This window comes from Woodsholea maritima DSM 17123, assembly GCF_000382325.1.
In the GTDB taxonomy this organism is placed as follows: Bacteria; Pseudomonadota; Alphaproteobacteria; order Caulobacterales; family Maricaulaceae; genus Woodsholea; species Woodsholea maritima.
Genome location: NZ_KB908056.1, coordinates 992,016 through 1,008,749, shown reverse-complemented (window position 1 = coordinate 1,008,749; position 16,734 = coordinate 992,016). Strand labels below are relative to the sequence as shown.

The window sequence follows — 16,734 nt, the reverse complement described above, 5'->3', positions numbered from 1 at the left end:
GCTTGCGTGCACCTTAACACACTGGTATCGATGCCCCATGACCCACACTCCCTTGATTTCACCCTCGATTCTCTCGGCTGATTTTGCGCGTTTAGGCGAAGAGGTCAAAGCCATCGACGCCGCCGGTGCCGACTGGATCCATATTGATGTGATGGATGGCCATTTCGTGCCCAACATCACCATCGGGCCCAATGTCGTCAAAGCCTTAAAGCCCTGGTCGGACAAGCCCTTCGATGTGCATTTGATGATCACGCCGGTCGATCCTTATCTAGAAGCCTTTGCTGAGGCCGGGGCCGATATCATCACCGCCCATCCCGAGGCCGGCCCCCATTTCCACCGCACCGTTCAAGCCATTAAAGCCTTAAAAATCAAAGCCGGGGCCGCCTTGAACCCCTCCACGCCTTTGGACGTTATTGATTTCGTGTTGGACGATCTCGATGTGGTTTTGATTATGAGCGTTAATCCTGGTTTTGGCGGACAAAGCTTTATTGACAACCAGTTACGCAAAATCGAGACCTTAGCAGAACGCATCAATGCGCGCGGGCTTTCCACCCTGATCGAGGTCGATGGCGGGGTGAACCCGCAAACGGCCAAGGCGTGCGTTAACGCCGGTGCCAAGGCGCTGGTGGCCGGGTCTGCCGTCTTCAAGGGCGGACCTCAAGACTACGCCGCTAATATCCAAGCCCTTAAAGGCGCATAAGCCCTATGGCCAAACCGATTTCGACCGTCGACCTGTTGGGCAGTTTCCAGCGCCGCGTGCGCCAGGACTTCTCAGACTTTGCCAACACGGTCCCGCTCTATCGGATGGTCAGCCTGTCTGGACCTGTGCCAGAGGGCTTTAAATACAATCTGCTTGCCCTGTACTCAGCCAGTGAAGAGCGCGGCCAGCAGGTCATTGAAGGCGAGTTCTATCTCGCCGGTGAGCATCTCAGCGTTCATGAGGGCGAAAGCCCCTGGACCCAACCTGCACCGTCCAAACGCTTTGCCGCATCCTTGCATGCTTTTCGCTGGCTTCCCCATCTTATCGCGCTGAAAGACGAAGGCGCTTTGGCCTTAGCGCAAAATCTGCTTGATGACTGGATCCTGCATTTCGGGCGTTGGAATTGGTTTGCCTGGGCCCCCAAGGTCGCCGCGCGCCGGCTTCGTTATTGGCTGAGTGCCGGTTCACCCCTCTTTGAGGGCGGCGAAGCCTCGCAGCGCGCGCAACGTTTTCAAATCCTCTATCGCCATGTGCGCCATATCCTGCGCTCCTTAGAGCTGATGGAAGATGACAGCGATAAGCTGTTTGCTGTGCTGACCAGCCTCATGGCCGCTTTAGCCTTAGGTTTGGATGAGGCTGCGCTTAACAAGGCTGAAACCCAGCTGCAAGCGCTGTTAAACGCGCAAATCCTGCCCGATGGGGGCCATTGCAATCGCAATCCTGCTACTGCGGGGCGGGTTCTATGCGAGCTGGTGATTTTAAAAGATCTCGCCGGACAAGCCGGATATACGCTTCACAAAGATATCCTGCGCACGCTTGATCGGCTTGCACCTTTCGTTCGCTTCTTCCAGGCCGGGGATACCGGGCTAGCCGCGTTTAATGGCGGCGGTCAAAGCGATGCCAGCGCGATACACGAAGCTTTGGCGCGCGCTGGGGTAAAAGCCAACCCCTTTGGGGTCGCCCCACATTCCTCCTATCATCGCGCCGAAGCCCATGGGGCTCTCGTCATTCTCGATGCAGGCGGAGCCCCCAAAGGCGCCCATTCTGTCACAGCCCATGCCGGGGCATTAGCGTTTGAGTTTTTTGCCGCCGATCATCGCATCGTCGTCAATTGCGGCTGGTCAGATGATCAACCCAGCCAATGGCGTGAAGTTGTGCGTGCGACGCCTGCACACTCTACCCTCACCTTAGAAGAAATTTCCTCCGTCAGAAGCTTAGAACCAGGCTGGGCCCGGCGCATGTTGGGCCCCCGCCTCATTCGCAATCCCGACCCCATAAAAGCAAGGCGTAATGAAGAAGATAAGGGCGTTTGGCTGGAAGCCACCCATGATGGCTATCGTCAGAAATTCGGCCTCTCTGTGCGTCGGCGGCTCTTCCTTGCCACCGATGGCGGGGATTTGCGCGGGGAAGACGCATTATATCGCCCCGTTGAAGACGGACCCTCTCCCGATCCCGAACAGCGCTATAGTTTTGCCATTCGTTTCCACCTTCACCCTGATGTTAAGGCCTCACTTTCGCGTGACTCCATGAGCGCTTTGTTAGTATTATCCAATGGTGAAGGCTGGCGGTTTAGAACCGATGGGGGACCTGTGCGTTTAGAACGCTCTGTTTATCTTGCAAAAGGGGCTCAACCTTTGCGGTCAACACAGCTGGTGGTCAGCGGGGAAGCCGAACCCTTTGGGGCCGGTGATCGTCCGCCCAACCGGGTCCGATGGGCCTTTCAGCGCCTAGGCCGTGTCGGCTCTGCGGGGTAGATAGGATTGCAGATGAATAGCGTTGAACGGCCCAATCTCAGACAACACTCCTTAATTGGAGTTTATGGCTATGACCTTCTCGCAGGCTTTGCCGCGATGTTTATCAGCATCGTCCTCCGCTATGAATTTGAAGAGATCGGCACGCCACCGGGCACAGTTGAATGGTCTGCAGCGGGTCTGTTCATGCTGGTCTGCGCGGCCATCTTTCCGCTATACGGCCTCCATAAAAGCATGTGGCGATACACCACGCTCAGCGATGCTATGCGGGTCTTACAGGCCGCGTGTGTCTCGCATCTTGTCTTTCTCCCCATTTTCTTTCTCACCAATCGCTTAGATGACTTTCCACGCTCTAGCCTGTTGATTTCTGGAGTTTTACTCAGCGTCCTCTTATTGGTGCCTCGGCTTGTCGTTTATGCTTGGCGCTCAGGCGATTTATTCAACCTCATAAGACTGGATAATAACGCCCTCCAAGGTGCCGTCCTTGTGGGCACTGAAGAAAGCCTAACCGAGGTTTTAAGAGATCAGCGTCGTCGCCCAGGGGGGCCACGCTTCCGCTTCAAAGCCCTCATTGAGCTGAGCGGACAATATGAAGGCCGATCGTTGATGGGTCTGCCCGTGGCCGGTGATTTAAGTAATTTAGAAACGACAATTCAACGGCTCAGCACGAATGAAACCAAGCCCCTGCGCATTGTTCTTGCCGATAATCACCCAGATCGCGACCTTATTGCCGAATGCGCGCGGATCGCGGGACGTTGCCGCGCCAGCCTGTCGCGCGCGCGCACGGGCGATGGTGTGGCGGCCTTCACCCAGGTTGAAGCCGCCGATCTGTTATCGCGTACTCCACGCTCTATCTGTCATGAAGGTGCGCGGGCCCTGGTTCAGGGTAAACGCGTTCTGGTTACTGGAGCTGGCGGGGCCATCGGGGGCGAACTAACCCGCCAAATTGCCCGCCATAATCCAGAGCGTCTGATCCTTCTGGATGCGGCCGAGTCCCATCTCTACGAGATCGATATGGAGTTGCGCCGTTGGGAGGCCGCCCCTTATTGGACACCAATCCTAGGCGATGTGCGCGATAAAGCCCGCCTGGAGCAGGTGTTTCGCGATGAGAAACCCGATGTGGTCTTGCATGCCGCTGCGCTTAAGCATGTCCCCTTGATGGAGCAGAACAGCGCCGAAGCTGTTCTAACCAATGTTGGCGGGACGATGAACGTCATCGAAGCCGCACAAAAGCATAACTGTCAGAATTTCGTGCTGATCTCCACCGATAAGGCGGTTGACCCCTCCAGCGTCATGGGCGCAACTAAGCGGGTGGCTGAGTTGTATTTGGGTGCGATTGCCGCGCGCGTCGACAGCCCGCAATTGTGCGCCGTGCGCTTTGGTAATGTGCTGGCCTCTACCGGGTCTGTGGTACCTTTGTTTGAAAAACAAATCGAAGCGGGAGGGCCTGTCACCGTCACCCATCCTGAAATCACGCGCTATTTCATGACCATTCAGGAAGCGGCCAGCCTGGTTCTGGAAGCTGGCGGGGCGTCTGCGCGCGATCAAATCGAAGATGGTGCGCTTTATCTCCTCGACATGGGTGAGCCGGTTTCCATCGCGCGCCTTGCGCGCCAGCTGATCCGTTTACGCGGTATGGAGCCGGGTAAAGACATCGCCATTAAAGTCACCGGCCTACGGCCCGGTGAGAAGCTGCATGAAACTTTAACCCACGCCTTCGAAACTGTCAGCGCAACGAAAACCGAAGGGGTCTTGCGCGTGCAGGGCCATCAACCGGACCTAGAGGATCTTGAAGATGTTATCGAGGCCCTTTTGAACGCGGCTCAACGCCGCGATGAAGGGCAAATCCGCGCTTTACTTGATCGCTGTTTAGATCTGGGTCGCCCACAAGGTGTCATCTCTACGCAGCCGCGTCTTTCAGCCCAGAGATAGATCTGGTAAAGCACTTCTTTTCGGACACTGTTGAAGGAGTTGCCAGTCCATGGCAGACGCCGATTTCGTGGCAATCCGCCGCGCCCTCATCTCCGTTTCTGACAAAACCGGCCTGATCGAACGCGCCAAGCGACTCGCCAAAGCCGGGGTTGAGATTGTCTCCACCGGGGGCACGTTAAAAGCGCTCAAAGACGCAGGCCTAGACGCCAAAGACGCTGCCGAGGTCACAGGCTATCCTGAAATGATGGATGGCCGGGTCAAAACCCTCCATCCGCGTATCCATGGCGGCCTGTTGGCGCGCCGTGATCTCGACGATCATGTCAGCGCGATGGAGGCCCATGGCATTCCGGCGATCGACCTGTTGATGGTCAATCTTTATCCGTTTGAGAACACGGTGGCCTCCGGCGCGGATCTCGACACCTGTATCGAAAACATCGATATCGGCGGTCCGGCCATGATCCGCTCAGCGGCGAAAAACCATGCCTTTGTCGCGGTCTGCGTCGATGGCGAGGATCTGGATGCCGTACTGGACGCCATGGACGCGCATGAAGGCAAAACGCCCTTCGCGCTTCGCCAGCGTTTGGCCGCCAAAGCCATTGGTCGCACGGCGGCCTATGATGCGGCAATTTCCAGCTATCTGCATGGCGCGCTGGGTGATGACAGTGCTGCGCCCTATTTCGCGGTCGGCGGTAAGCTGTTAGAGCCGCTGCGCTATGGGGAAAACCCGCACCAGCGCGCTGCGCTGTATGCCAGTGCCGAGCGTCGTCCAGGCCTTGCCCATGCTCGTCAGGCCCAGGGTAAGCCGCTATCTTACAACAATCTGGCCGACGCCGATGCCGCCTTTGAGCTGGTCAGCGAATTTGACCCCGCAAAAGAAGCTGCGGCCGTTATCGTCAAGCACGCCAATCCGTGTGGCGTCGCAGTGGGTGAGACACTCGTCAAAGCCTATGAGCGTGCCTTCGCGGCTGATCCGGTTTCGGCCTTTGGCGGGATTATTGCGCTCAACCGTTCGATTGATGCTGAAACCGCCGATGCCATCACGAAAATCTTCTCTGAAGTGGTGGTTGCGCCAGCGGCCGATGATGAGGCGCTGGATATTCTATCGGCCAAGAAAAATGTCCGTGTCATGTTGACCGGCGGTCTTGCCGATCCGACGCAAACCGGATGGATGGCCAAATCCATCGCGGGCGGTTTGTTGATCCAGGAACGCGATATTGGGCGTTTGACCCGTGAAGACATGAAGGTCGTCACCAAGCGGGCCCCGACTGAAACCGAGTGGGCCGACATGGTGTTTGCCTGGACGGTGGTCAAGCACACCAAATCCAACGCCATTGTCTATGCCAAAGGCGGTTCAACCGCCGGGATCGGCATGGGTCAAACCAGCCGCCTGGAAGCCGCGCGTTTGGCCGCACGTAAGGCAATCGATACGGCGCAAGAAAACCAATGGGACGCCCCGCGCACCATTGGCTCTGCGTGTGCGTCGGATGCCTTCTTCCCCTTCTCTGACGGATTGAAAACCGCCGTTGAAGCCGGGGCGACCTGTGTCATTCAACCCGGTGGTTCCATCCGCGATGATGAAGTCATCGCGGCGGCCGATGAAGCCGGCGTCGCCATGGTCTTCACCGGCATGCGCCACTTCAAACACTAAGCCATAAGCGAGGTATCTCAGCAGTATGAGTTGGACCCTCTCTCTCCTGCTTATACTGCTGGGCCTCGTTCTGGTGATCTGTCTGGGGGTCGGATTGACCCTGGTTCGGCGCATGCGCGGCCTGCATGTGCAAAGGCGCAGCCTGATAGATCATCGCAATTGGATCGCGCCGCATTTTCGCATGCACTGGCCCGAGGGCGAAGGCCCCTTTCCCGTCGTTATTTTGATGCATGGCTGCGGCGGGGCCCGCCAATCCATGACGAATTTCGCACAAATTCTAAGCGCAGCCGGATATGGCGCGCTGATCGTTGATAGCTTGGCCCCGCGCGGTATTGGCTATGAGGCGGCCCTTCTAAAAGTCTGCACCGGTCTTCAACTATGGGGCCGCGAGCGGGTCGCCGATCTGTTGGCGGCCATGGACTGGGCCAAAGCGCAACCGCGCCTGGATGAAAATCGTATCGCTCTGGTCGGCTGGAGCCATGGGGCCTGGGCAATTTTAGATGGGCTATGCATGAGTGAGGCGGGTTTAACCCCAGATGGCCTTAAAACCCTGCCAGACGCCCCGCTGGCGGGCGTTAAAGGCGTCTTCGCCTTCTATCCCTATTCAGGCTTTCCCGCCCTCTCGCGCCATTTTCACTGGCCCAAAACCTTGCCGATTCAAGCCATCTTGATTGAAGGCGATAGTGTCACCAATGAAACTGCGTCCAATTCGGTCTTCAAACGCCAATATAAGGCCGGCGCGGATATTCACTGGCGCATGATCACTGGCGTCACCCATGGCTTTGATGAGCCCGACCATCACCCCAAATCAGATTTGCGCCATGACCCAGAGATGACCAAAACGGTCGAGGCGGAACTTTTGAATTTCCTTAAAGCCAAGCTTTAAACGCAAAAAACCCCCGCCAAGGCGGGGGCTTTCAGTTTCAGTATCCACGTCTGCCTAGCTAAGGCTTGCGATCTGGGCCAGTTCACGCAATTGCGTGGAGAGGATCGCGATCTTGGACAGGGTCCAATTGCCCGTGCCAGAGATCTCAGCGATAGCGGCATCGGCGCGTTCCACCTCAGCCAGGTTTTTACGCCGCCAAGTGTGCACTACACCCATCGCCCAATCGACATCAGAGCGATCTTTGCCCGGTTTGAACTCACCGGTCTCATCGGCCTCAACAAAGTTGATGACAGCCTGCGTAATGGCTTGCTGGCTGGCATAGAGATCTTCGATCAAGCGGCGCACCGCCAGACGATCCCAGTGCAGGGTGGAAGACAGCTGCCCCCCCGCCCAGCGCAGACGATCAAAGCTGAAGCGAGCCCCAACCGCGTGATAGAGACGCGCCACCGCTTCCAGCGGCCAATCGCGGCTCTTGGCGAGGTCAATCACGTCAGTGGACGAAGTCAGCGGACGCAGCTCAGCAACCTTACGGGCCAAGTCCTCCGGTGCTCCGGCCTCGACATAATCGTTGAAGCGTTGCTCAACCCCTGCCCGGTCATGATCGGAAATGATCGTATGGACAAGGCCTTTCAATTGCTGAACGCCGGGACGATAGGCTTCAATCATCGCGGTGATGGAGGTTTGGCCCGCATCGCCTGAACTCAGCCCACGACGCGCAAGCCAATAGGTCTGGCGACGCATCAGGCGGATCACTTCATCATGAAGCGTGCTTTGAACGTCTGCTGAGACCTGGTTATCCAAGCCATTGATGGCTTCAGTCAATTCAGAAAATTCAAAGATCTGCCGGCCGGCCTCAAAGGCGCGCGCGATCGAGCCCGTATCGGCAGCGGTGGATTCCTTAGCCCGGTGGACAAAGGTCGGCCCGCCCAGATTGACCATGTCATTGGCCAAACGCGTGGCAATGATTTCCCGCTTCAGGCGGTGACCTTGCATGGCGTCTTCAAACTTCGCCAAATGGCTGGGGAAATAGGTGACCAACGAGTGTTCGAAGTGCGGATCATCGGGCACTTCACACGCCACCAAGGCATCGAAAAGCGCAATCTTGGCATAGCTTAGAAGAATCGCGATCTCAGGCCGGGTCAGGCCTTTGCCCTCTTCTTTCAAGGTGCGGATGACATCGGCAGAGGGTAGGCCTTCAACCTGACGGTTGAGACGGCCATCAGCCTCCAAGCGCTCCATCATACGCTCATGAGCATCAATATCTTCGCGGGCATGGCGCTGGGCCAGGGTCAAAGCCAGGGTCTGATCATAGTTATGATCAAGCACGTGATCGGCGACCGTATCCGTCATGCTTTCAAGCAAGGTATTACGATCGTCCAGCTTCATGGCACCATCGCGCACCATGGGGTTAAGAAGGATTTTGATATTGACCTCATGGTCAGAGCTATCCACCCCGGCAGAATTGTCCACAAAGTCGGCATTCACATGGCCGCCTGCGCGTTCAAACTCAATCCGGGCGGCCTGGGTCATGCCCAGATTGGCCCCTTCGCCGACCACGCTGGCCCCCAGCTCACCCGCATCCACGCGGATGGCATCATTGGCCTTGTCGCTAACCTCCCAATGCTGCTGGGTGGAGGCTTTGACATAGGTCCCGATCCCGCCGAACCACATCAGCTCAACATCGGTGCGCAACAGCGCCTTCATCAGCTCATTCGGGGACACACTGTCACGTGCCAGCCCGGTCAGCTCTTTAATTTCTGGCGTCAGACCGATGGTTTTGGCCGCGCGCGAGAAAATCCCGCCGCCTTTAGAGATGAGGTCTTTATTATAGTCCTGCCAGGATGAGCGCGGCAGTTCGAACATGCGCTTGCGCTCTTCCCAGGTTTTCAAGACATCCACGGGGTTCGGATCGATAAAGATATCGCGGTGATCAAAGGCCGCGATCAGGCGGATATGCTTGGACAATAACATACCATTGCCGAACACATCGCCCGACATATCGCCCACACCGATGACGGTGAAGTCTTCGGTCTGGATATCCTTACCCATTTCGCGGAAGTGACGCTTGACCGATTCCCAGGCCCCGCGTGCGGTAATGCCCATCTTCTTATGGTCATAGCCCGCAGATCCGCCTGAGGCGAAGGCATCGCCCAACCAGAAATCATAATCGTTTTGCGCCACGCCATTGGCAATGTCCGAGAAGGTTGCCGTGCCTTTATCGGCTGCAACCACCAGATAGGGATCTTCATCATCCCAGCGCACGACATTCGCCGGAGCCAGAACCTCTTCGCCCTTGATATTGTCGGTGATATCTAACAGGCCGCGAATGAAGGTTTTATAGCTTTCAATCCCTTCGGCCAGCCATTCCTCGCGCGTTCCCGCTTTTGGAAGCTGTTTGGCGTAGAACCCCCCTTTCGAGCCGACCGGCACGATCACGGCGTTCTTCACCTGCTGGGCTTTGACAAGGCCCAAAACTTCGGTGCGGAAGTCTTCGCGGCGATCTGACCAGCGCAAACCACCGCGGGCCACCGGACCGAAGCGAATGTGCACACCTTCGACGCGCGGGCTCCAGACAAAGATTTCGCGATACGGCTTAGGCTCAGGCAGTTCACGCACCTCGCGTGAGGCAATTTTCAACGAGATCCAAGGCTTAGGCTGGCCCTTCTCATCACGCTGATAGAAGTTGGTACGCAAAGTCGCTTCCAACAGGCGCAAGATCCGGCGCAGCACCCGGTCATGGTCAAGGCTGGACACCTCTTCCAAGGCCAAACGAACAGCATCGCTGATCTCTTTGGCTTTGGCGCGGCGTGCATCCAGATCCAGATCCAGGCTAGGGTCGAATTTGATCGTCGCGATTTCCAGCAACTGGCGGGCAATCGCGGGATAATGGGCCAGCGCCTCTTCCTGGATCGCTTGCGACGGATCCATACCGGACTGGGCACGATAGCGCGCCAGCGCGCGCAGGAAGGCCGCTTCACGCCAGCTCACCCCAATGGAGAGCACGAGCGCGTTAAAGCCGTCATCCTCGGCGCGGTTATCAAGAACCGCCAGGATCGCATCTTCAAGTTTCGGGGCCAGAATTTCAATCGCAGGCAGACCCTCATGGTCGGCGCGCATTTCAAAATCATGGATCCAGACCGTTTCACGCGGGCCATCACCGTTTTCACGGCGTACCGGATACCCGGCTTCCGCGGCGACATGCAGGCCCAAATGCTCCAGCACCGGCATAACATTCGATAACGCAATTGGCTCACCGGTATGATAGAGCTTCACGCGCAAGGTTTTCTCATCATCATCGCTGAGGCGGAAGGCGCGTGCATCCAAAGTATACTCGCCCGCAAGGCGCTGCATGCGCGCGATATCATCAAGCGCTTCGACCGGCAGATAGCGTTCGCGATAGCCGGCCGTGAAGGCGTCGAGATAGCGCGCAATGCCGCGCGACAGCTCCAGATCGCCGCGCGCACGCCCTTCGACCTCCAGATCATCTTCCCAGGTGCGCGCCAGTTGAACGATGCGCCGCTCCAGATCCAACACTTCAGGTTCTGGATGATTGTGGGGATCCAGACCAATGATGAAATGCACCCGTGCCAGCGGGCCTTCCCCAAAGCTGGGATAGAAGGCTGACAAGCGCCCATTATAGGCACTGCGCAGTAATTCACCGGCCTGTTCGCGAACCTTGGAATTATACCGGTCACGCGGCACGAATAAGAAGGCCGAAATGAAGCGATCAAATTGATCGCGGCGCATGAAGAGTTTGGTGCGCGGGCGATCATAGAGATGCAAGATCCCAAGGCTCATCTGCAACAGATCGGTTTCGCTGGTCTGGAACAGCTCATCGCGGGGATAATTCTCAACGATGTTTTGTAATTTCTTCGCCGAGTGGGTGCCGGGCACCTTGGCCGCCTTTTCCAGAACCCGGCGCACTTTACGCCGGATCAGCGGCACATCACGCGCCATCTGGTCATAGGCTTCGGCGGTGAAGAGACCGACAAAGCGGGTCTCGCCAATCACCTTACCGTCTTCGCGGTAGCGTTTCACACCGACATAATCGAGATAGGCGCGGCGGTGAACACGGCTTTTGATATTGGCCTTAGCCACAATGACCGGGCTTGGCTGGTTCAAGAAAGCCTCAAAGGCCGGGGCCAGATAGACCGGTTCCGCACTATCACGCAGCACATGACGGGCCGGATCGCGTAAGATACCACGCCCTGAATCCGGTAATACAGTCGGCTCTTTCTTGACGAGCTTGCCTTCGCCATCAATGTCAAAAATATAAGTCCGCGCCCCGATGAAAGCGAAATGATCATCACGCAGCCAAGTGAGGAAGGCCAACGCCTCTTTCAACTCATCCTCGTCCGCGCCGGTTTTCGCGCTTTCCAGATGGGCAATGGCATCGTCCATTTGCGCACGCATATCGCGCCAGTCTTCAACCGCATCACGCACATCAGACAATCCGCCACGAATAGCCGCTTCCAAACGCTCACGCGAGGCCGTGTCCAAAGGCTCTAAATGAACCTGAATCATGGATTCCGCGCCAATGCGCCCGCCATCATCAACCCGGTCCCCGCTTTCAGAACGGCGCACACGCACGATCGGGTGGAACATGGCCCGCACATCAAGACCTTGCGCGGCAACCTCGCCCATGACCGAATCCACCAGGAAAGGTCGGTCAGGGCCGATAATCTCCAGCACATCGCGCGGTAAAGCTTCGCCCTTGGCACCTTGCGCGTTCCGGACCCGGATCAGAACCTGATCCCCAGGGCGGTGTTCACCATAGTGCCAAAAATCAGCTACGATTTTTAGCGCATCGTCCAGGGGCACATCGCCCATATCCTCTTCCAGAGCATCTTCAAACAGCTGCTCTAAAAAGCTTGTGGTTTGCGCACTGGCGTCGGCAAACGCATCAAGTGTGGTGGCGGATTTCAGGAAGGTGTCGCGATCATAAGCATGCGCGACGCTGACAACGGCTCCCATGGGAACTGCTCCTAGACCTTAAAATGAAAAACGATCGGACCGATCGCGGATAAGCGGTTGTAACGCCACCCTACTCCTGTCGCGCGCGCGTTCAAGCTTTCCTGGCTGATTGTCACAGGTCTTTCTCACTTGGCAGGCGGTATTCGTGACTTAGTATGGGGGCTAAGACATAAATCAACGGAGACACTTTCATGTCACATGTGCTGATCACCGGGGCAAATCGGGGACTGGGATTAGAACACACCAAGCGCTTGCTGGAACGCGGCTGGCACGTCAGCGCGGCCTGCCGTCAACCGGACAAAGCCGAGGCTTTACGCGCGCTGGACCCGCAAGATGGGCGTTTAAACATTTACGCTTACGATGCGAAGGATCTTAACGCCGCCAAAGCGTTGAAAGCCCAGATCACAGATCCTATTGATCTTCTGTTTGCCAATGCGGGTATTTTACCCGATGAGACCAAAAGCTTTGGGTCTGCGGCGAATGACACCCTGGTCCATCAATTGATGGTCAACACTATTGCGCCCTTGGCCCTGGTTGAAGCCTTCGCCGATCAAGTCGCTGCTTCTGAGATGAAAGTCATCGCGCTTCAATCGAGCCGGATGGGCTCTATGCGCGATAATGAGAGTGGCGGTTACTATGGCTATCGCGCCTCAAAAGCCGGGCTCAATGCCATCGGAAAATCGCTCAGTATTGATCTCACCCCGCGTGGGATAACCACTCTCCTATTGCATCCGGGATGGGTGCGCACGGATATGGGCGGACCCAACGGACTTTTGACCATCACAGAAGCCGTCGATGCCCAGCTTGATCTGATCGCGCGCGCCATGAAGAACCCGGCCATGAATGGTCGCTTCTTCCATGTCAGCGGTGAAGACCTATCCTGGTAAGCTTTACCCCAAACCCCAATAAGAAGCCCCCCGCCAGGGGGGCTGGCAGGGGGCGCTTAAGGGTGCCACCAGACGGGGACAGGGGGTCCGGTGGCACCTGCAGGCCTCGCTTGGCAGGCTGGGGGGACGCACGCTGAGGCCTGTTTCTATGACTATACCATCACCGCACTAGGCGGGGATAAATAGAGCGCTCTGCCTCTGGCAGACCAGAACAATCACGCTCAACAAGGATATGGTAGCAAGGGCGAGAGAAAAAAAGCGCGTCATGATGTCCAACCTTCATTTTTTTATCGAGCCTGTTCGGGAAGTCTCATTCAGCGAAGGCTTGACGGACGGCTCATTGTCTTTTCGATGAAAGGGATATGGGAAAGGGTCTTCGCTTTTCCAATCCTTTGCGCCCTGACATACACTTCACACTGTCGTGAGATTTGTCGGGCCATACGCCCCATGACTTTTGACTATGTCCTGTGACACTGTCAGATGGTTTGGCCATTGATCATAATTGTACCTGTACAAAACGAGAACAAAAGGCCATACTGATCGGGAGACACTCATGAATGACATCTGGCGCGTACGCCCCAGCCTGGAGGCGCTGAATGCAGGAACAGACAAGACCATTTTAAAACAGCTTGGCATCGAGATTATCGAGCTCGGCCCCGATTATGTTAAGGGCCGCATGCCCGTGGATGCGCGCACCCATCAACCCTATGGCCTGCTGCATGGCGGGGCCAATGTGGTATTGTCAGAATCCCTGGGCGGGGTCGGATCAAACCTCTTGGTCGACACCAATGAATGGGTCTGCGTCGGACAGGAGATTAACGCCAATCATGTGCGCTCGGTCGCATCCGGTTGGGTGATCGGCACCGCGCGGCCTTTACATATCGGTCGCACCAGCCAGGTCTGGCAGACCGAGATCCATGATGAGGCTCAGCGCTTGATCTGCGTCTCTCGCCTGACGGTGGCGGTGGTGCCTTTAAAAGCGCCGGGCGCTTAACCGCTAAGCCCCTACGCCGACTAACAGCTGGTGCGAGCCGTCGCCTGATCCGGACCTTCAAGAGGTGAGCTTTCGCTATCCTCTGAAGGCTGGATCTCAGCGTCGTCTTCGCCCGTGCGCCCGGTCCAGTCGATGTCGGATTTCATCGTCACGCTACACGCGCTTAGACCTAAACTCGCCACAGCAAGAATGACCCCCATGGCCCCAACTTTCAAAAGCTTTGTCATGCGTCTTCCCCTCTGGATGGGGATTTATCGCCCAAAAAGGCGCCTGAAACACGTTACGCTTGCTCCATCTTCGGCTGTAAGCGTTATACACGTGAGATTTAAAGTTTAAGTTTTCCCGTGACCTTAGGGCAGGCTTATGCTTACTTATGCGCGTCAACATAATTATGTAGTCCGGAATAATCACGCATATGAGCCGTTCACATTGGCATTATCCGCGCCGTGAATTTGCTGGGCAGGTCTATGATCTGCTCGCCCATGGGCCTGTCTCTGCGCTCAGCCTGTTTGGACCGCGGCGCACCGGAAAAACGCAATTTCTAACCCATGATCTGGGGCCTCTGGCGCGTGAAGAAGGTCACCGCGTGGTCTATGTCAGTTTCTGGCAGACGCTTGATTCGCCCTTAGGTATTTTGCTTTATGAATTTGATCGCGCTTTGCGTACGGGCAATGTGATGGATCGCCTGCGCACAACCGCCTCCGATCTTGCGCCGAAATTCAAGCTGAAAACCCCTGATGGGACGGGTGAGATTGAGGTCGATCTTGCCAATCTTAAAGGTCAAGCCCCGGAAAGCCTTCTCCTGCTGCTCGATCAATATTGTGAGCGGCTCGCCAATGACGATAAACCCGCCTTCTTATTGTTTGATGAGTTTCAAGAGCTTGCTCGGTCCAAAGCCTCCGCGCCCTTAATCTCGGCCCTGCGCACCAGCCTGGATAAACGCCGTGATGGCCTGGCGACCTTGTTCACCGGGTCTTCGCCCGATGGACTACGCCGGATGTTTACCGCGCGCGCCGCGCCCTTTTTCCGTTTTGCCAGCCCCATCGAATTACCGGCGCTGGATGAGCGCTTCGTCAATCATCAGATCGAGGCCTTCCGCAAAAGCTCCAAAGCGCGTCTGGACCGCCCCACCGCGATGGAGGTCTTTGATACTTTTGAGCAAAACCCGCTGTTCTTCCAACGCTGGCTGACCACTGTCGCGCTGCATCCCGATATGGATCCGCGCGATGCGGTGCAGAAGGTTCAAGATGAATTATCCGAAGAATTTGGCTTTGGCGAAGTTTGGCTGGGCCTGAGCGCAACCCAACGCCTGGTCGCGCGCATGCTGGCCGATCATGTCACCCAGCTTTATGGTCAGGCAGGCGCAGACTTTATCAAGGATCTCACCGGCAAAAGCGCACCCAATAGTTCCTCTCTACAATCAGCGCTCAAACTGCTTTCACGCCATGCGCTGGTCGAAAAGTGGGAAGAGGAATGGCGTATCTCCGATCCATTGTTTGAGAATTGGATCCGCCATCGCCCGAAAACGGATTTTTAACCTTGGTAAAGATCTGATTACGCTAATGAATTTCTTAATTATGCGTAAATATGCATATATACATAATTAACAAATAAGCTCAAACTCTACACAGCGATCCCGGCTATCCTCCTCACTTAAAGCCTGCTTCAACAAGCCACAAAAATAAGGGCCTTGAGATGCGCTCGCTTGAAAAAAGCGGCACTGGCGACATTCGCCAAACATCCGTCCTTGGCGGGCCGTAAGAAGCCCTGTCAGATAGCGGCTCAAAAGGGCTTCAAGCGTTTGTCGATCTTCAAGACCAAAGCCGTCCAGACCGCCCATAAAGGCTGCTAAAGGATCCTGGGTCAACATGGCGCGACCGGCCGTTGATAAACGCACATCTACGCCGCGCTTATCACCAGGCTGGGGGTGTTTCTCCACCAAACCTTTGTCTTCTAGAGCTTTCAGGCTTTGCGATACCGTCCCCTTGGTTTGACCAAGATAGGCTGTCAATCCGCTGGGCGTGCGCGAAAAGCGATTTGCCTGCGCCAAAAATCGCAAAATATCCCACTGCACCGGCTTTAAGCCTGCAGCGTGACTTTCACTATGCACCAGCCGCGCCAAACGTTCGAGGAGGGAGAGAAGAGGCATGTCCATCACATGCATAGTATCGAGTCAAAACAATCTTGCAAGGGCGCGATGAAGACGCTAAAGATAAATTAGTATCGACTCGAAACAATATAAGGTTACATCATGCTTCTCTTCTCTCTTAGCGCCCTCACCCTAGCCCTTCACCCCGTCAACAGCCCCGCGAATGAGGCCCTTGATCCCGCCTTTGATATTACCCAAGCCACGGCGAGCACCGATGGACGCCTGACCACATTCGCAATGGAAGTGGCGGGGCTTGCCGGCAGTCAAAAGCCTCAAGCCATCGGTCAATTAACCGGGGCCAAAGTGACGGCCTATGTCTGGCCAACCTCCCTCAATCCCGATCTGGTTGGTTTTGAGGCTGATAGCGGGATTTTAGCGCTCGCCATTACCGCCCACCCCGATTTTGATGACACGCCCTTATTTGATGAAAACAATGACGGGGATCCGGCCAATGATGGTGCCGATTGGCATTCGCATTGGGCGGTACTGGTTCAGGACGAAGCCTGTGGTGCAGGTTTGAAAGTCCGTGATGTTTCACCCGGTGTTGATCTATTACCGGCCACCGCCCCCATGCTACCCATCGCCTTGGATAGTCCGGGCATGAGCCCCGTTTTAGACGGCGCGGTCGCACGGATCACTGTGCCGTTGAGTAACAGTGAAAGCGCGCATTTCGATGCGGTTACTGCAGAAATGCAGGTGAATGAGGCCGGTGAGGCTCCGCTCCTCTGCGTAACCGGTGTGCATGATGTCGCCTCCGGCGATCTTTCGCTGCCCGGCATTATCATGGCCGAGCACTAAACTAAAAAGGGGGCC

General features: G+C 56.3%; 12 protein-coding genes. 9 read left to right on the top strand and 3 right to left on the bottom strand.

Annotated features, from left to right (window positions below; translation table 11 throughout):
* Positions 1–37: 37 nt before the first annotated feature.
* From rpe to H151_RS15470, 5 genes are read left to right on the top strand one after another with little or no spacing between them, the layout of a single operon-like run.
* On the top strand, positions 38–700 hold the full coding sequence (gene rpe, locus H151_RS0104785) for a ribulose-phosphate 3-epimerase (protein ID WP_019960505.1): 663 nt from the start codon (positions 38–40) through the stop codon (positions 698–700).
* Positions 701–705: 5 nt separating this feature from the next.
* On the top strand, positions 706–2,454 hold the full coding sequence (locus H151_RS0104780; RefSeq protein ID WP_019960504.1) for a heparinase II/III family protein: 1,749 nt from the start codon (positions 706–708) through the stop codon (positions 2,452–2,454).
* A gap of 12 nt (positions 2,455–2,466) precedes the next feature.
* The gene (locus H151_RS0104775) at positions 2,467–4,383 is read left to right on the top strand and encodes a UDP-N-acetylglucosamine 4,6-dehydratase family protein (RefSeq protein ID WP_019960503.1); all 1,917 of its coding nucleotides are present in this window, start codon (positions 2,467–2,469) and stop codon (positions 4,381–4,383) included.
* A gap of 49 nt (positions 4,384–4,432) precedes the next feature.
* Positions 4,433–6,031, top strand: coding sequence for a bifunctional phosphoribosylaminoimidazolecarboxamide formyltransferase/IMP cyclohydrolase (purH, locus tag H151_RS0104770; protein WP_019960502.1), 1,599 nt, complete (start codon positions 4,433–4,435; stop codon positions 6,029–6,031).
* Between the two features lie 25 nt (positions 6,032–6,056).
* Entirely contained in the window at positions 6,057–6,917 is an 861-nt protein-coding gene (locus H151_RS15470; RefSeq protein WP_019960501.1) for a dienelactone hydrolase family protein, read from the top strand.
* A gap of 54 nt (positions 6,918–6,971) precedes the next feature.
* Here the strand turns inward: H151_RS15470 and H151_RS0104760 are convergent, their stop codons facing one another.
* The gene (locus H151_RS0104760) at positions 6,972–11,891 is read right to left on the bottom strand and encodes an NAD-glutamate dehydrogenase (RefSeq protein ID WP_019960500.1); all 4,920 of its coding nucleotides are present in this window, start codon (positions 11,889–11,891) and stop codon (positions 6,972–6,974) included.
* Positions 11,892–12,082: 191 nt separating this feature from the next.
* Between H151_RS0104760 and H151_RS0104755 the strand changes: the two genes are divergently transcribed.
* Both H151_RS0104755 and H151_RS0104750 read left to right on the top strand, forming a co-directional pair.
* Complete coding sequence (locus H151_RS0104755) at positions 12,083–12,778, top strand: SDR family oxidoreductase (protein WP_019960499.1); 696 nt, start codon at positions 12,083–12,085, stop codon at positions 12,776–12,778.
* Between the two features lie 553 nt (positions 12,779–13,331).
* On the top strand, positions 13,332–13,772 hold the full coding sequence (locus H151_RS0104750; RefSeq protein ID WP_019960498.1) for a hotdog fold thioesterase: 441 nt from the start codon (positions 13,332–13,334) through the stop codon (positions 13,770–13,772).
* Between the two features lie 20 nt (positions 13,773–13,792).
* Here H151_RS0104750 and H151_RS0104745 read toward each other — a convergent pair whose 3' ends face one another.
* On the bottom strand, positions 13,793–13,999 hold the full coding sequence (locus H151_RS0104745) for a hypothetical protein (protein ID WP_019960497.1): 207 nt from the start codon (positions 13,997–13,999) through the stop codon (positions 13,793–13,795).
* Positions 14,000–14,187: 188 nt separating this feature from the next.
* On the opposite strand from H151_RS0104745, the gene H151_RS0104740 reads away from it, so the two are divergent.
* Positions 14,188–15,309, top strand: a complete 1,122-nt coding sequence (locus tag H151_RS0104740) for an AAA family ATPase (RefSeq protein ID WP_019960496.1) — start codon at positions 14,188–14,190, stop codon at positions 15,307–15,309.
* 66 nt (positions 15,310–15,375) lie between these two features.
* Here H151_RS0104740 and H151_RS0104735 read toward each other — a convergent pair whose 3' ends face one another.
* Positions 15,376–15,921: a MarR family winged helix-turn-helix transcriptional regulator gene (locus tag H151_RS0104735; RefSeq protein WP_233354511.1), complete on the bottom strand. Its 546-nt coding sequence runs from the start codon at positions 15,919–15,921 to the stop codon at positions 15,376–15,378.
* Between the two features lie 102 nt (positions 15,922–16,023).
* On the opposite strand from H151_RS0104735, the gene H151_RS0104730 reads away from it, so the two are divergent.
* Complete coding sequence (locus H151_RS0104730) at positions 16,024–16,719, top strand: hypothetical protein (protein WP_019960494.1); 696 nt, start codon at positions 16,024–16,026, stop codon at positions 16,717–16,719.
* Positions 16,720–16,734 lie beyond the last annotated feature (15 nt).

Bases quoted from the DNA above. Each gene is read 5' to 3' on its own strand.
- rpe (WP_019960505.1), top strand. From the start codon at position 38: ATGACCCACACTCCCTTGATTTCACCCTCGATTCTCTCGGCTGATTTT.
- H151_RS0104780 (WP_019960504.1), top strand. From the start codon at position 706: ATGGCCAAACCGATTTCGACCGTCGACCTGTTGGGCAGTTTCCAGCGC.
- H151_RS0104775 (WP_019960503.1), top strand. From the start codon at position 2,467: ATGAATAGCGTTGAACGGCCCAATCTCAGACAACACTCCTTAATTGGA.
- purH (WP_019960502.1), top strand. From the start codon at position 4,433: ATGGCAGACGCCGATTTCGTGGCAATCCGCCGCGCCCTCATCTCCGTT.
- H151_RS15470 (WP_019960501.1), top strand. From the start codon at position 6,057: ATGAGTTGGACCCTCTCTCTCCTGCTTATACTGCTGGGCCTCGTTCTG.
- H151_RS0104760 (WP_019960500.1), bottom strand. From the start codon at position 11,891: ATGGGAGCCGTTGTCAGCGTCGCGCATGCTTATGATCGCGACACCTTC.
- H151_RS0104755 (WP_019960499.1), top strand. From the start codon at position 12,083: ATGTCACATGTGCTGATCACCGGGGCAAATCGGGGACTGGGATTAGAA.
- H151_RS0104750 (WP_019960498.1), top strand. From the start codon at position 13,332: ATGAATGACATCTGGCGCGTACGCCCCAGCCTGGAGGCGCTGAATGCA.
- H151_RS0104745 (WP_019960497.1), bottom strand. From the start codon at position 13,999: ATGACAAAGCTTTTGAAAGTTGGGGCCATGGGGGTCATTCTTGCTGTG.
- H151_RS0104740 (WP_019960496.1), top strand. From the start codon at position 14,188: ATGAGCCGTTCACATTGGCATTATCCGCGCCGTGAATTTGCTGGGCAG.
- H151_RS0104735 (WP_233354511.1), bottom strand. From the start codon at position 15,921: ATGCCTCTTCTCTCCCTCCTCGAACGTTTGGCGCGGCTGGTGCATAGT.
- H151_RS0104730 (WP_019960494.1), top strand. From the start codon at position 16,024: ATGCTTCTCTTCTCTCTTAGCGCCCTCACCCTAGCCCTTCACCCCGTC.